Origin of the sequence: Pontiella sulfatireligans, assembly GCF_900890705.1 — a bacterium.
GTDB lineage: Bacteria > Verrucomicrobiota > Kiritimatiellia > Kiritimatiellales > Pontiellaceae > Pontiella > Pontiella sulfatireligans.
The window spans coordinates 2,180,324-2,196,086 of sequence record NZ_CAAHFH010000002.1; the positions used below are offsets into that span (position 1 = coordinate 2,180,324).

Sequence of the window (15,763 nt, forward strand, 5' to 3'; positions counted from 1 at the left end):
CGAAGCCTACTGGATCGTTTTGAACGGATCGTTCTGGGAGAGAAATTCGCATCCGTTCGCTAGCACCTGTTCCGCCCCGGTTCCCTCAAGCACCTTCTCCGCGAAACGGCTGCAATAAGAATGCGCAGCGCAGTTTTTTGGGCAGAAGGAGTCGTTTTCCACAAACGGGGTGATGAAGCCGTCCAGCCTTCGGTTGTCCAGTTTGAGCTGCAGTTGCTTGGTGGATGAAAACATGAAGAGCAGCTCCACAAAATCGCCGTCATACGACTCTTCCATGTAGCTCCGGACCGCCCGCACGGGATCGCCTGTTGCAACGGCCTGCCGTCCTTGTAGCTTGAAATATTCAATGCCGATATCAACATAATGCTTGAGGTCTTCCGGCCGGATCCAGGCTGCTTTCAGCAACGTGCTCGGATCCTTGTGCGTACGCAGTGCGCAGCGGTGGCGGTAGAAGGAGCAGCTCACGCCGTCGGTCGGATCGATTGAATCGCCCGCAATTTGGTTATAGTGGAAGATGCGGTAGGTGCAGTCCTGTTGGCAGACCGAGTTGGCGATGATCTCCACTTTTCCGCCGAATGCGCTCACAATGCTTTTAAGCGCCTTGAAGTCGCGCGCGATGGATTCGTCCACTACCACGCGCTCTGCGCCCAGCCGCTTCAGCTCCATCGCCTTGTTTGCGGTGTTGGTGTTGCTGATCACCGATGCGCGGATGGCAAATCCCGGCTCCATTTCGTTCGCGATCTCCATCAGGCCCGGCAACGCCAGTGTGAGGCTGCGTATTCCCGCTTCGTAAAGTTCGGTCAGAAACGCCCGGATTTCGGCGACGCCTTCCTTGGTGAACTCCATGTTGCCCATATAGGGCGTGTTGATCGTGTAGTTGAAATCAATGCCGTGTTTTACGGAGTGCGCCACATAAATCTTCAGCGCTTCCATGTCGATCTTCTGCAGGTCGCTGGTATTCCGCCCTGACCCGAAGCGGTTCTTCACCGTAATGTTTCCGTACGTCTCAAAAATCATCGCATCCGTGTGCGTGCGGTTGAGTTCCGCATAGGCGTCGAGCGTTTCGGTTTTAAAGTCCGCCGGCATACAAAAATACTTCATGGCATTGCTCCATTGTTCAGCATTAAAACAAACGGCGTAATATATAATGCCAAACACCGCTTTGCTACAAATGGAATAGAGATAAATCTTTGGGCGGTCGCCGCCTCGCTGGCGGTTCCAATCGCTGGAAGTTCTTGGGTGTTGCATGGTTGAATAATATTTTCATCATGCTATCATATCGCATTCCATCGGAAGATAGGGGGGAACAATGGGAGATGTAATGGCACTGCCTTTTTCGCACCGCAGCGACAGCTTCATGACGGATTTCCAAGCCGTGCGCAGACAGTTGTGCAAATTGGTGAATGCCGAACAAGTTGAAATATTGATGGGCTCCGGTACGCTGGCCTCGGATGCCATTGCCGGTCAGCTCGCTTTGTTGTGCCAGCCCGGCCTCGTGCTCGTCAGCGGTGAATTCGGCCGCCGCCTCATCGAAAACGCCAACGGCGCCAAACTCTTTTTCCATATCCTGGAAATCCCGGAAGGGCAGGCATTTCAGCCGGCGGACCTCGAGCAGGAGCTCAAGGCGCATCCCGACATCGCATGGATTTGGGGCACGCACTGCGAAACCTCCACCGGCGTTTTGAACGATCTGGAAATGTACAAGGCGGTTTGCGACGGCCGCGGCGTTAAGTTATGCATGGACTGCATCAGCTCCATCGGCACCGTGCCCGTCGATCTCGCCGGCGTCTATCTGGCCTCCGGTACCAGCGGCAAAGGTCTCGGTGCCGCGTCCGGACTCGCCATGGTGTTCCATAACCACGATTTTGAGCCGGCGCCCGACGACCTTCCCTGCTGCCTTGACCTCGGCCGCTATCAAGCGGCGCAGGGCATTCCCTTTACGGTGCAGCCTAGCTTGGTGCATGGATTGCAGACCGCCTTGCAGGCGCACGATTGGAATGAGCGCTTTGAAGACGTGCGCGACTGGTCAAAGTCCATCCGCCGCAAACTGGCCGAAATCGACGCGCCTATTCTCGCTCCCGACTCCTGCGCCATGCCCGCGGTCGTAACCATTGCGCTGCCGGCCCTCCATTCTTCGGAAGCCATTGGCGACACGCTCAAGGACCACGGCGTACACATCAGCTACCGCAACAACTACCTGCTCGAACGCAATTGGATTCAGGCCAGCATGATGGGGCCCGAGCACCACAGGCCCGCCGAAAAATTCGTCCGCCTGCTAAAAAAGGAATTAGCGCGCTAACTACGCCGAGGTCGGCCGTTCGGCGACCCACTTGCGCATGTTGGCCTTGGTTTCTTTCCATTGCTTGGAATCGTCGCGCTCTTTGACGAATTCGCCGTAGAGGTGGAAGAAGCTTTGGCGGAAGGTTTCGAGCAGCACCATGCGTTCCTGGAACTTGCCGACGCGGTCGAAGGTTTCGGTTTGCGGCAGCTTGAGGCTGCGGAAAACAAAGTCGTCGGCGTCGAACGTGAAGGACCAAGCCTCCTCGCCGCGCACAAACTGAACCTTGGCCTTTTTCAGCTTTTTCCCACTGACCAGCGCGGTCTTGGCCTCGGGGCTGAGCATTGGTTCGCCTTTCGTGAGCGTAATTATGTGCGCGCCTTTGCCTTCCATTACGAAAGTCAGCGGCCCTTCAACCATGTAGGCGATTTCGCCAACGTCTGGAATATTGGCCAGCCCTCCGCGCTTTTCGGAGCAGTACCACAGCCACATCAAGAATTCGCGTCCGGCGGTGCCGTCGACCATGCCGTCTTCGAGCTCGTCGGAAAAGCTGGCGGGCCCCCAGTTTTGCACATCGACTCCATTGGCTTTGCTGGCCAAGTTGTCGGGGTCGGCCACCTGTGCAATCACACCAGTGGTCTGCATCAGCGAAAGCACAAAGGCGTCGAGCTGTTTTTCGGAGGTGGCGGTGCAGTAGATCATGTGCGAGCGCTCGTCGAAGACAAAGTCCATGCCCTTGAGTTGCGGAGGCATGTCGGGCAGCAGGCGCTCCTTGATGCTTTTTTTGATTTCAGAGCGGGCCTGCTGGTTGAGGTATTGCTTGTCCTCGGCTTCCATCACGGCCATTTCCTCGACGGCGCATTCGGCCGCCAGCAGCGAGGCGGGGACGGCTTTCTTCGCCTGCGTCAGGGTGAGGCGCAGGTAGCCGCCCAGATAGGCGGTTTCTTCATTAATGGTGCGGTCGAGAATATGGCGGCCGGCCACCCAGCCGTGAATCTCTTCCTCGGCCAGGCTGTTTAGTGGCGGAAAGGCCGCTTCGGCGAACTTTTCAATATCTGATTCTTCAAAATCCCGCTGTGCGAAAAACATGCGGAAACTCAACGATCCTTTTTCAAAACCCATTTTTAAAACCTCATTAGTCTAAATTTTCAAAAACAAAGACTCGAAGCTCACGAAGATTCTCCGAGTTCTAATTCACTGCGCTTTGTGTTCTTGGTGCCTTCGTGTTTAAAAACTACCAAGCCACGGCGAGTCCGGCGGAGACAGAGGGGCCACGTCGCTTCAGGCCGGGGATGGCCTGGAAGTTTGTGCCCCACAAATTGTCTGCCAGAAACGAAAGGCGCGCATTATGCGCAAAGCGCGGGAACCAATGCAAGCCAACGGAGGCGTCGGCGCCAAAACCGCTGCTGGAGCGCTCGGCGTTGTCGGTCTGCCAACGCAGGGATTGCACCGCGAACAGCTCGAAATCAGGAGAAAACTTCCAGTTGCCGGAAAAGGCCAGCAGGTGTTCGGGATAGTCGAGTTCGTAGAGTCCGGCGTAGAAATCATAGTTGTCTTTGTGAACCCACTGGTAGAATGCGCGCAGCTCCAGCTCGTCAGACGGATAATAGTTGATTTCCGCTTCCGCCCCCGCCACATCCAGATTGCCCAGATCGGTGGCCGTCCATTCGACATCGGCTTTGTTTTCTTTTGTCCAGTCGGCGGCGTTGTCCACGCTACGGTAAAACGCGGCCGCCCGCCAGTCGAGATGGGCCGAGACAAACTGCCGGATGCCCAATTCAGTATTGCGGGTCTTCTGTTGATCCAGGTTCGAATTTCCGATGTGGTACGGGTCGGTATAGTGCAGCATTTGATAGTCCGGCTGCTGGACGTTTTCGGAATAGGTTGCGTAGAGCGTGCTGTTGTCGGTCGCGAGCCATTCCACGCCCGCCTGCGGCAGCCATTCGGCCGATTCCGAACTCTGCAAAACCGTATTCAGCCCCGCCGTAAAGTTAAAGTGTTCGAAGCGCGCTTCGGGCATCACCAGCACCGAGCCGCGCGTGCGGCTGTGGCTGCCGAGATCCTTATCGATTTCTTCGCTCTCAAAGTCAGCGCGCAGATTCAGCGCAATGTTTTGAACCTCCATCGTGCGCCCTTCCAGCACCAGAGCACCGTAGCGCGAACGGATATCGCTCTCGAAATTCTCTGATCGGATCCGGTATTTATCGTCGAACTGCCGCCACGCTGTGCTGGCCCGGAAATAAGCATCGTCCAGCTCCCCGTGCACGGCGCTGCCGAAAAACAAGGTGTCTTCAAAGCGGTCTTCGGCATAAACGGACGATGGCAGGCCGTAGTATCCCTGCGCGCCGAACTCCTTCCATTGGTGGCTGCCCATCAGATCGATCAGCCAGTCGTTCTGCTCCACCTGTACATGGGCGCCGCCCGCGTAGCGGTCGAGGTCATTCGCGTCGTGGTCGATCCGGTTGGCCTTTTCCCAATCAAAAAATCCGCCTGTGCCGCCTGCTTGGCCGGAGAGGGTCGCCGTATAATGATTTTCGGTTCCCGCGCTGGAGCCGGCCTGTACGCCGGCCGTTTGCGGAACGGTGGCATAGGCGGCGGTGCCGATAAAGTGCCCGGAAACATTATCGAGCCCAGTGCGCACCTGCGATGCAGAAAGCAAAGTTCCCAGCAGCGGCAGTTCCGCGTTGAAATGAGCGGAATAGGGCACTTTCAGATTCAGTCCGTTGATTGAAATGCCCGCGCCGGTATAGCCGCTCCCGCGGATTGAAAGGTCGTGCTGCGCCAGCCCCTGCGCATTCACCAGCACCGCCGGCTCCTCCCGCAGCTGATGATCAATCGTCCGCGTGTCGGCAAACTCAACCTGAGCCGAAGCTGTAGCGCATGCAGCCAAAAGCAGTATATGGACAGGTTTGATCATGACCGGAACAGCTTAGCAGGGTGATTTCAGCGAACAAACAAATTCTGCTCGGCGAGCAATGCTCAGCAACGAACAACAATATATGGAGGGAGAATGCTTCCAAATTTGCGGACGTATGATTTTGTTCATTCTTTTTAATCGAAGGTGGGTGCAATTCCCCGATCCTCTGGGTCGTAGGTGCTTTATTTTCTGCTTCTTAACGGGCAACAGTTTCAGCAGCAAAGGCATACGTATGATTCGTTCGGAGTGCAAAGCGGGTAGAGGCTGGCGTGCAAGCGATTAAGGCAGAGGCGGACTAACCTTTTGGCTAGGCATTTTTTTGGATGATATTAGTTAGTGTTAACGTTCCTTTTGTAGCTATGTGTACGAATCACGGGCCTATAGTATAACCGTAATTGAGAGGGAAGTATGAAACTGATTCAACCGCTGGTCTGGGGATGTCTGCTGTGCGCCGGTTTGGGCAATGCTGCTGGAACACTGCAGAAACCGAATATCATCATCTACTTTGCGGACGACATCAGCGCCCGTGAACTTCCGATCTACGGATCGACGGTGTGGAGCAAGCCGGAACGCGGCGACACCTCGGATCCGGCACTCCGGGCCGTGACCCCCGTTCTCGATAAAATGGCAACGGATGGCTGCTGGATCAAAACCGCGTGGGCGGCCTGCGTCTGCAATCCAAGCCGCGCCATGATGATGTCCGGCCGCTACGCATACCAGACCAAATGGTGGAACAATAAGGACAAGGGCTTTGGCCCCGACGAAACCGGAAAGGTCAATGGCACCTGGCCGGTCTATCAAAGTTCGCCGCTCCTGCTCGGCCATATCGCACAGCAATCCGGCTACGGCACCTACTGGGCCGGCAAGACCCAGATGGCCGGCAGCTGGGAAAAGCACGGTTTCGACGAAGGCTGCTTCACGCCCGGCAACTTGGAAAACAAGGACAACCCCTTCACCGACTTCAAACACGAATATAAAAAGGTCGATGGTAAACGCGTCCCGGTCTGCAAGGACACCGGCAAGGTGTGCGACACCTATCTGCAACACGGCTGGTACTGGTATCCGCACGTCAAGCTGCTGAACCATCCTTCCTCGAAAGAATCGATCGAATGGTGGCCCAACACGCCCGAATCAAAAGAGAATTATGGACTGCACACCTACGGTCCCGACGTGGAACTCCAATTCACGTTCGACTTCATGGACCGCAAGCAAAAGGAAGGCAAACCGTTCTTCATCTATCACACCACCCACCTCGGCCACGCCGGATGGGACTGGTTTGAGCCGGTCAAGAACGGTCAGAGCTGGGTCGGCACGCCGAAGATTAAATGGGACGGCAAAAAGTATACCCGCACCGAGCCGAAGGTGACCGGCGACAAAGGGGTGTACAATACGCATGGCACCGTGACGGAACCGGGCATGCACAGCCACCTCAACTATATCGACTACCAGCTCTGGCAATACCGTCAGAAGCTCGACAAAATGGGCGTCGCCGACAACACCGTCATCATCTTTGCCGCCGACAACGGCACCGGCGGCTATGGCAAAAACAGCGGCGAAAAGCAGAAGGGCTGCCATGTTCCGATGATCATCTATGCGCCCGGCATGACTAAGCACGGCGAGCAGGATGTGCTCGCCTGCGTGGCCGACGTGCTGCCGACCCTCGCCGACCTGACCGGCTTCGAGATTCCGGCAGACTATAAAATCGATGGCGAAAGCCTGGTGCCTTTCCTCTATACCGATCAGCCGGAGCATCGCGACTGGATCTATGCCCAGCGCGGCCCCGAACAACTGATCCGCGGCAAAAAGGTGCTCAAGGATGGACGCGATAACTGGTTCGATGTTTCGCAGCATCACAACGACCTCATCAGCTTCGACGAAATCAAAAACTGGGGTGCCGTCTCCGAAGCGCACCGCGACGAGCGCGAGGAACTGTTGGAGCTGCTTCCGCAGTACGACCTCTATTACGACGAATACAACGCACCTGGTGTGGACCATGAACCGAAGTCGCGGCCGAAATATTCCCGAAAGCGCTCGGAACAGAGCGCCAAGGTGCAAGCCGTCCCGGTAAAAAAGAAAAAGCCGGCTTCGCCGCAAGCCGGAAAATCAAAGGAAGCATTTTGTGCCCTGAAGAAGGTGGAGATGGGAAAAAAGGGCAAAACCTATGTTCAGGTTAAAGTGGAAAAATTGTTCGACCAGATGGATGCCAACAACGACGGCTTGGCAACGCGCGAAGAGCAAAAAGCGTACTACGCTCGAAAAGGTAAATAAATAATCTGGAACTAAACCTGAAGCTGAAGGGAATAATAACGCCATGAAACGATACTGGATTTTAACGGCAGCACTCTCACTTGCTGCATCGGCATTTGCAAAACCTCAACCGAACGTCCTGTGGATCCTGACCGACGACCATCGCTACGACTCAATCCGGGCGTTTAATAAAATAGTCAGCGGGCAGGAAATGAGCCCGCTCGGCTATGTGGAATCGCCGAACACCGACAAGCTGGCCGCAATGGGAACGACATTCCCTAGCACCTACTGCCATGCGCAGGGCTGCGCCCCGTCGCGCGCTTCGATGCACTACGGCCGCTACCCGTTCCGCACGGGCATCTATGAGTTCGAATGGCACAACAAGGATGCTGAACACACCCGCCCGTCCCTGCCGGAGCAAATGGCAAAGCTCGGCTACCAAACCTTCCACGTTGGCAAACTCGGCGTGCGTGTCCGCACCACCAGCCCCAACGGAAAATTTGGCGCACACCCCATTTATCAGCAGGACATCAGCTTCCATAAAATGCAGGCAGAGGGAATTACCGGCTGGAGCAAAGGCGAGGTGAAGGAAGTCGATGGAATCACGCTGGACAAGCCGGTTCACTGCGAATGGTTCAGGACACCGGAAGGCTCCTGGGAATACACCGGCTACGGGCTGAATAAAATCGCTGGGCTTGAGGATCACAGCAGGAAGATTGATGAGAAGTACGACATTTTGCGCAAATATAAAAAGCCCAGTGAAAAGCAGGCGGGCTATGGCGAAATCATCGGGGGAGTCAGCTCCATGCCGGAAGGTGAAAACCGCGACGGAACCTATACCACCGAGCTGATCCGTTTCCTGAAAAATCCGAACAAAGAGCTGAAAGTCGGTTCGCAGACCTATGCCGGCGTAAATCCGGACAAGCCGCTCTTTGCCAACATTGGCTATGATTTCCCGCATACCCCGGTGCTGCCGCCGGAATCGTTCAGAAAACGGTTTCAGAAAAAGAAATATACGTTGCCGGAAGTTGATAAAGCCGAATTTGCCAAACTGCCTCCGCAACTGCAGAAACTGGTGGCCGGCGGCGCCTCCGATCATTATTCCGATGCAGACAAGCAGCAGATGGTTCAGGACTACTATGCCTTTTGCGCGTATGGGGACCATCTGGTTGGCGAGGCGGTTGAGGCGTTTCTGGCGTATAGCAAAAAACAGAAGCAGCCGTGGATGGTTGTCTACGTCTGCGGAGACCACGGCTGGAAGCTGAACGAGCATGGTTCGATCTACAAGTTTTCGCCGTGGCAGGTTGATTCCATGGATCCAATAATTGTCGTCTCCTCCGATAAAAAGAGATTTCCGGCGGGCAAAGTCGTCACCGATCTGACCGAACTGGTCGACATTGCGCCGACCGTATTAGCGGCAGGCGGAGCGGATGTGTCCGCATCGAAATTTGATTACCTCGACGGCTATGACCTGGCCCAAGTTACATCGGGCAAGCTGGCGCCGCGCGATTATGTGCTCAGCGAGAGCCATGCCGTCACCGGGCCGCGTGCAACGATCCGCACCAAGGACTACATGTTTTCCATAAAGTCCCGCCCCGACAAAACCCGCGGCAAGAACATGCGCTGGGCCATGGAAGCATCCTACAAGGAACTCGAGCCGGTGCTGTATGACATGAAGACCGACCCCGATGAGCTGAACAACCTCGCCTTCAACCCGGAATATAAGCAGATCGCCGAAGCGATGAAGAACAAGCTGCTGAACATTGTTTTCGGCGACAACCGGGTTGAAGTGAACTGGGGCAAAGCAGGAGACGGAACCGAAGTCTTCCGCAGCAACTTTGCGCCCGGCGCGGACGACAAAAAACTGAAGCTTTAGAATTACCCGGAGAGGGATAGGATGAAATCAACGATACTGTTTTTATGTGTGGCATGTCTTGCTGTCAGCAGCTCCAAAGCCTTGGAGCAACCCAACATTATTCTGGTTTTTGCAGATGACATCAGTGCACGGGAGCTGCCCGTGTACGGTTCCTCGGTGTGGACCGATCCGAAAGGGAAAAACACGGACGCTCCAAACTATCGCGCCCAGACTCCGGTGCTCGACAAGATGGCCAAGGATGGTTGTTGGGTAACGCAGTGCTGGGGCGCGACCGTCTGTTCGCCAAGCCGGGCCATGATGATGACGGGGCGCTATGCTCATCGGCACAAATGGTGGACGAATGGCGATCTGGGCACCGTAATTACCGACAAGAACAAGCGCATGCCCTGGCCGCTCTATGAAAGCTCCCCGTTGTTGATTGGCCATGTGGCGCAACAGGCTGGATACGGCACGTTTTGGGCGGGTAAAACCCAAATGAAAGGAAGCGATCTTCAAAAGTTTGGATTTGATGAAGGCTGCTTTACGCCGGGCGAGCAGGGCGCTCCGAGCAATCCACATACCGATTTCGTGTTGAAGCCCGTCGGTTCCTATAGCGGCCCGCAGATCAATCTGAACAGCGGTGCCCGGGTGGAAAGCAGCTATGGCCAGTTTAGCTGGTATTGGAAACCGCATGTGCGGCTGATGAATTATCCGGGTGCGGCCCCGCTTTCGTGGTGGCCGAATACGCCGGAGTCCAAGGCCTCATTCGGTGTCAACACCTTCGGCCCGGATGTGGAGCTGGATTTTATCTTTGAATATATCGATCGCCAACAGGCGCAGAAAAAACCGTTTTTCATCTACCACACCACACATCTCGGACACGGTGCGCATGACTGGCTCTCTCCGGGCAACAGCCAGAGCTGGACCCCCACGCCCAAGGTGCATTGGGACGGAAAAAGCTACACCCGCACCGATCCGAATATCACGGGCGACAAGGGAATATTTGAGTTTAACGACTCGATCACCGAGCCGGGCATCCACAAGCATCTCGAATATATCGACTACCAGATTTGGCTCTATCAGCAAAAGCTGGAGGAGCTGGGGATTGCCGATAATACGGTTCTTATCTTCTGTGCCGATAATGGCACCAGCAAATATGGCAAACACAGTCCGGATCGTCAGAAGGGCACACACGTACCGTTGATTATGTATGCGCCGGGGATGAGCAAGCACGGCCGTCAGGACATCATGGTCAACCTGTCCGATTTCTATCCAACTGTTGCCGATATCACCGGGGCTGAAATTCCACGCGATTATGAAATCGATGGTGAGAGCCTCTGGCCCTACCTGATGACCAACAAGTCCGAACATCGGAAGTGGGTGTACTCGTATCGCGGACCGATGCAGTTGATCCGTGGCGAGCAGGTGATGCTGGACGGCAATGGTGCCTGGTGGGATGTCACCAGCGAACCCGACGATTTAATCAGCTATAGAGAAATCAAAGACTGGGGCAAAGCGTTGGAGATTCAGCGGGAAGAGCAGGAAGTCCTCATGCGGGTCATCGCTCCGTATGATTTGCATGCCTCCGCTCACGATGCCCCGGGCACGCCGCCGGAAGAGAAAAAACAAAAAAAGAAAAAGTAACCAACAGGAAGCCTCATGAACTATAGAAACCTTACAATTTGTCTTCTATTCGTACTCAGCGGGATGTCCATATTTGCTGCCGAGCGTCCAAACATTGTCTTTATTCTGGCCGACGATCTGGGGCTGGGCGATGTCAGCTTCCATGCGCGGAATATTCTGAAAAAGGAACCCTTTGTGGAAACGCCGCACATTGATGCGCTGGCGTCGCAGGGGCTCTGGTTCACGGATGGCCATTCTTCCACGGCGCTTTGCGCGCCGACGCGCTATGCGGTGATGAGCGGCAACAACAACTACCGCTCCTATGCGCCTCCCGGCGTCTGGAGCACGTTTGCCCCGACGGCCTTCAAGGAAGGCGAAGCCACGCTCGGCACGGTGATGCGCGATGCGGGCTACAGCACCGGCTTCATCGGCAAGTGGCACTTGGGCGGCGACTTTTACATTCCCGGCACCCAGGAGATTTACCGCGGTCCCAAGTCAGGCGACATCAACGACAAGGTCGATGTGAAGCGCTGGATCGGTGGCGGCCCGAAATATTGCGGCTTCGACTATGACTTCACCACGCCGTGCGGCGTCCAGGGCCCTATGTATCTGTTCTATGAAAACCAGCAGTGGTCTCCTTGGGCCAAGGATTCGGAGATTGTATTCTTCAACAAGCAGAATGCTAAAGCCCCAAAGGATGTCAGCGACAAGGGGCCGGGGCCGGGCGACTCCAACTGGGATACCCAGGAAGTCGGCAAAATCCTTTCAGCCAAGGCGGCTGATTTCATCAAGGCCGGCGCGCAGCAAAAGAAACCCTTCTTTCTCTACTACTGCAGTCCGACGGTGCATGTGCCGCATTGCCCTCCCGACGAATTTGACGGTCGGAAGATTAAAGGCAGCACGGTCAGCCCGCATCTGGATATGACCGCCGATCTCGACATGCAGGTAAAACGCATCGTGGATGCACTGAAGGCGAGCGGCGAATTTGAAAACACGCTCATCGTTTTCTCTTCCGACAACGGCGGGTTGACGGATGGGACGGCAACGAAAGAAATTGGATACCATCCGGGCGGGGGATGGAACGGCTCAAAAAACCTGCCGCTTGAAGGCGGACATCGTGTCCCGACATTTGCGGTATGGCCGGGTCACATCAAACCGGGCATCACGGACGAACTGGCGGTGAACCAGGATATGGTCGCCACCTTTGCGGCTGTCCTCGGAACGGAGATCCCGAATGATCAGGCGCAGGACTCCAACAACCTGCTGCCGTTGCTGACGGGCAAGGGTAAGTTCGTTCAACGCGACTACTTTGTTAACCAGGCCGGAGCCAATCAGGAGCTGATGTATCGGAAGATGCCGTGGAAGCTCATTATCCAGAGCAACTTCAAGCGCACCGAGTATGAACCGAAGGCGCTCTACAACCTCAAGGATGATTCGCACGAAGACAAAAACCTGATTAAAAACCCCGAGTACAAAAAGCTCGTCGAAACCATGTTCAAGGAATACATGGAAATTATGCAGTCCGGCATTCCGACGGTGCCGGGGCGTTGATTTTTTAAAATTAAACGGAGTGGAGTTGATATGAAAAAATGGATTGTTTTGATGGGCCTGGTTGCTGTGACTGCAGCAGCCGATAAGCCCAATATTATTGTGATCATGGCCGACGACATGGGTTTTGAAGATACGGGCTTTACGGGATCGAAGGATATCCTGACGCCTCATCTGGATAATATCGCCGATTCGGGCGTCGTGTTTAAACAGGGCTACGCCAACCATCCGTTCTGCGGGCCGAGCCGTGCGGCGTTGCTTTCGGGGCGCTACCAGCACAGGTTTGGGTTCGAGACCAACCCGGCCTATGATCCGTCCAACCCGATCATGGGCATTGATCCCGGCGAAGTGTTGTTTCCGGAACGCCTGCAGAAGGCGGGTTATGTGACGGGCGGCATCGGCAAGTGGCACCTCGGTGCAGCAGATGCATTCCATCCGAACAAACGCGGCTTTGATTATTTTTACGGCTTCCTCGGCGGCGGCCATGACTATTTCCGGATCGATCTTTCCCAGCCGGTCAAAGAGGCCTATCTGCAGGGGCTGGTTCGCAACAAGCGTCCGGCCGATTTTGAGGGCTACCTGACCACCGCGCTGAGCCGCGATGCGGTGAGCTTCGTCGAGACCAATAAAGACAAGCCGTTCTTTCTCTACCTCGCTTATAACTGCCCGCACGCCCCCCAGCAGGCGCCGGAAGAGGACGTCGCGCGCTATTCTCACATCGAAGACAAAAAACGCCGCGTGTATTGCGCAATGGTCGATGTAATGGACCGGGGCATTGGCGAAGTGGTGGATGCGCTGAAGCAAAACGGCATCTATGAAAACACGCTGATCTTTTTCTTGAGCGACAACGGCGGGCCGCAGTCTTCACCCAAGCAGCCGGGCAAAGGAAACGGCTCCTCCAATGCACCGTTCCGCGGCGGCAAAGGCAATCTGTACGATGGCGGCGTGCACGTACCGTTCATCGCATCGTGGCCAGCCAAGATTAAGGGCGGGCAGGTTTTCGAGTATCCCGTCCAATCGTTGGACATTGCCCGCACCGCCGTGGCGGTGGCCGGAGCGGACGCATCGTACGGCCCCGCGATGGAAGGCGTTAACCTGATTCCGTTCGTGACGGGCAAAAACAAGGGCGCACCGGCCGAAGCCATCTTCTGGCGCGGCGGCGACGGGGCAAACTGGTCGGTGCTGGCCTCTGACGGCACCAAGCATCTGGTGGATCACGACACCAAAAAGCCGGAGCTGTATTTCCTGCCCGACGATGTTTCTGAAGCAAACGATATCCTGAGCAAGCAGCCGGAACGCGCCAAAGAACTCTATGCACAATGGAAAAAATGGGATGCGGACAACGTGCCGTGCCGGTTGATGGGCTATAAGGCCTACCATAAAAACCGCGACCAGTTTTTTGCCGAAGCCATCCCGGGCGATGCCAAGAAAGCCGGATATAGACCCAAAGTTAAAGCGACATTCAAATAAGCCGAAGAGGGACAGACGATGCGTGTATTGCAATCTGATTTTGAGCGACGCCGGAGAGCGGGTGGAGGGATAGTCTCCTCGCTGTCCGTGGACTCCGCAGCAGAGGTTTAATGGCAACGAATTAATGAAAACCAAACCAAACATTTTATGGATCATTACCGATGACCAGCGGGCGGACTCGATCCAGGCCTACAACTAGGCGGAAGCCGGAAAAAACTGTATATACCGCGCGGTTATATTCCCGGTCCGGAACGGGCCCGTCACATTTACACCCGCGAATTCAAGGCCATGCAGGCCGGCAAGAAAAACGGAGCGAAGGTGGAATGAAGCATTGGATAACAGGGGGCATTGTTGCAGTTGCGTTGCTGACCGGGGCGGAGACCCAAAAGCCCAATATCCTGTTTGCGCTGGCGGACGATATGTCGCATGCCAGCGCCTACGGCTATGAGTTTGTGCAGACGCCGAACTTTGACTCGATTGCAGAGGGCGGACTGCTGTTTAACCGCATGTACACGCCAAGCAGCAAGTGCGCGCCGTCGCGGGCGGTGATGATTACCGGGCGCAACCCTTGGCAGCTGGAAGCCGCGGCAAACCACCAGCCGATCTGGCCTGAGAAATTCAAGAGCGTGGTGGAGGCGTTGGCGGACAACGGGTATTTTGCGGGCTTTACCGGCAAGGGCTGGAATCCGGGCATTCATCCCAAAGGCCGCCTGCTGACGGGGAAGGAATACAACGCGATATCGATCGAGCCGACTTCATTGAAAGTGGCGAAGTATGACTATGCCGAAAACTTTAGGGTATTCCTCGCGGACAAGCCGCCGGATCAACCGTTCTTTTTCTGGTACGGCTGCAAGGAGCCGCACCGCGGCTATGCATTTAAATCGGGCGTCAACGCGGGGAAGAAGTTTGAGGATCTGGATTTCCTGCCTTCCTTCTGGGGCGATGCCGACGAGGTTAAACACGATATTCTCGACTATGCGGTGGAGGTGGAATATTTCGACCGGCAGCTGGGAAAGATTCTCCAACAGCTGGAGGAAGCCGGGGAGCTGGAAAATACGCTGATCATTGCGACCTCCGACAACGGGATGCCGTTCCCTCGCTACAAGGGCCACCCGCACGAATTTGCAACGCGGCTGCCGTTTGTGGTGAAGTGGCCGGGGCACATTGTGGATCCCGGTCGCGACTGCAATGCGTTTGCCTCGTTCATTGATCTTGCCCCAACGCTGCTGGAAGCCGCCGGCATTCCAGCGACGCAGTCCGGCATGCAGCCGATCGAGGGCAAGAGCCTGTCGGACTTTTTCAGCAACACGGTTGCCGGGCGTGATCAGGTGCTGACCGGACGCGAACGCAACGATATGTGCCGGCCCAACAGCTGGGGCTATCCCGTGCGCAGCTTCCACAAGGGCGACTATGTCTACATGCACAACTTTGAACCGGACCGTTGGCCATGCGGCAACCCCGACGCCGGCTTCCGCGATACCGACTGGGGTCCGGTCAAAAGCTATCTGGTTTATAAGCAAGAAGGCACAACCGCCTTCGAGCTTTGTTTCGGCAAACGCCCGGGGGAAGAGCTCTACAACGTGAAGGCTGACCCGGAGTGTCTGAAGAATCTGGCCGCCAATCCCGAGTATGCTGCGATGAAGGGCAAGATGAAGAGCGCCCTTTTTGCGGAGCTGGCCATCCAGGGCGACCCGCGCATGCATGGCAACGGCGCAATATTTGACTATGCGCGTCCCTCGCGCGCAACGCAGTATGATGACTTGGTGAAGCAGGTTGAGAAGGGCAAAAAGAAAAAGAAAAAATAGACTGGCTTCATGATATTCTG

The 15,763-nt window shown here is 55.7% G+C and carries 10 protein-coding genes; 7 read left to right on the forward strand and 3 right to left on the reverse strand.

Translation table 11 applies throughout. The annotated features are described in order from the left end of the window. Positions 1-6: 6 nt before the first annotated feature. The gene (locus SCARR_RS21945; RefSeq protein ID WP_168433526.1) at positions 7-1,101 is read right to left on the reverse strand and encodes a U32 family peptidase; all 1,095 of its coding nucleotides are present in this window, start codon (positions 1,099-1,101) and stop codon (positions 7-9) included. A 208-nt stretch (positions 1,102-1,309) separates the two neighbouring features. Here SCARR_RS21945 and SCARR_RS21950 point away from each other — a divergent pair, with 208 nt between their 5' ends. Beyond that, positions 1,310-2,299: an aminotransferase class V-fold PLP-dependent enzyme gene (locus tag SCARR_RS21950; protein ID WP_136063783.1), complete on the forward strand. Its 990-nt coding sequence runs from the start codon at positions 1,310-1,312 to the stop codon at positions 2,297-2,299. Here SCARR_RS21950 and rdgC read toward each other — a convergent pair whose 3' ends face one another. Together rdgC and SCARR_RS21960 are read right to left on the reverse strand one after the other, a co-directional pair. Next, positions 2,300-3,400, reverse strand: a complete 1,101-nt coding sequence (gene rdgC / locus SCARR_RS21955) for a recombination-associated protein RdgC (protein WP_136063784.1) — start codon at positions 3,398-3,400, stop codon at positions 2,300-2,302. It lies immediately after the preceding gene. Positions 3,401-3,512: 112 nt separating this feature from the next. Beyond that, positions 3,513-5,195, reverse strand: a complete 1,683-nt coding sequence (locus SCARR_RS21960; protein WP_136063785.1) for a TonB-dependent receptor domain-containing protein — start codon at positions 5,193-5,195, stop codon at positions 3,513-3,515. Between the two features lie 408 nt (positions 5,196-5,603). On the opposite strand from SCARR_RS21960, the gene SCARR_RS21965 reads away from it, so the two are divergent. From SCARR_RS21965 to SCARR_RS21990, 6 genes are all read left to right on the forward strand, one after another. Then, the gene (locus SCARR_RS21965; protein ID WP_136063786.1) at positions 5,604-7,463 is read left to right on the forward strand and encodes a sulfatase-like hydrolase/transferase; all 1,860 of its coding nucleotides are present in this window, start codon (positions 5,604-5,606) and stop codon (positions 7,461-7,463) included. A gap of 43 nt (positions 7,464-7,506) precedes the next feature. After that, a complete protein-coding gene (locus tag SCARR_RS21970; protein ID WP_136063787.1) occupies positions 7,507-9,318 on the forward strand; it encodes a sulfatase-like hydrolase/transferase in 1,812 nt (603 codons plus the stop codon). A gap of 21 nt (positions 9,319-9,339) precedes the next feature. Continuing rightward, on the forward strand, positions 9,340-10,941 hold the full coding sequence (locus tag SCARR_RS21975; protein ID WP_136063788.1) for a sulfatase-like hydrolase/transferase: 1,602 nt from the start codon (positions 9,340-9,342) through the stop codon (positions 10,939-10,941). 15 nt (positions 10,942-10,956) lie between these two features. Continuing rightward, positions 10,957-12,471, forward strand: coding sequence for a sulfatase family protein (locus SCARR_RS21980; RefSeq protein WP_136063789.1), 1,515 nt, complete (start codon positions 10,957-10,959; stop codon positions 12,469-12,471). Positions 12,472-12,501: 30 nt separating this feature from the next. Continuing rightward, positions 12,502-13,938: a sulfatase-like hydrolase/transferase gene (locus SCARR_RS21985; protein WP_136063790.1), complete on the forward strand. Its 1,437-nt coding sequence runs from the start codon at positions 12,502-12,504 to the stop codon at positions 13,936-13,938. A gap of 323 nt (positions 13,939-14,261) precedes the next feature. Next, complete coding sequence (locus SCARR_RS21990) at positions 14,262-15,743, forward strand: sulfatase family protein (RefSeq protein WP_136063791.1); 1,482 nt, start codon at positions 14,262-14,264, stop codon at positions 15,741-15,743. The last annotated feature ends 20 nt before the right edge of the window (positions 15,744-15,763 follow it).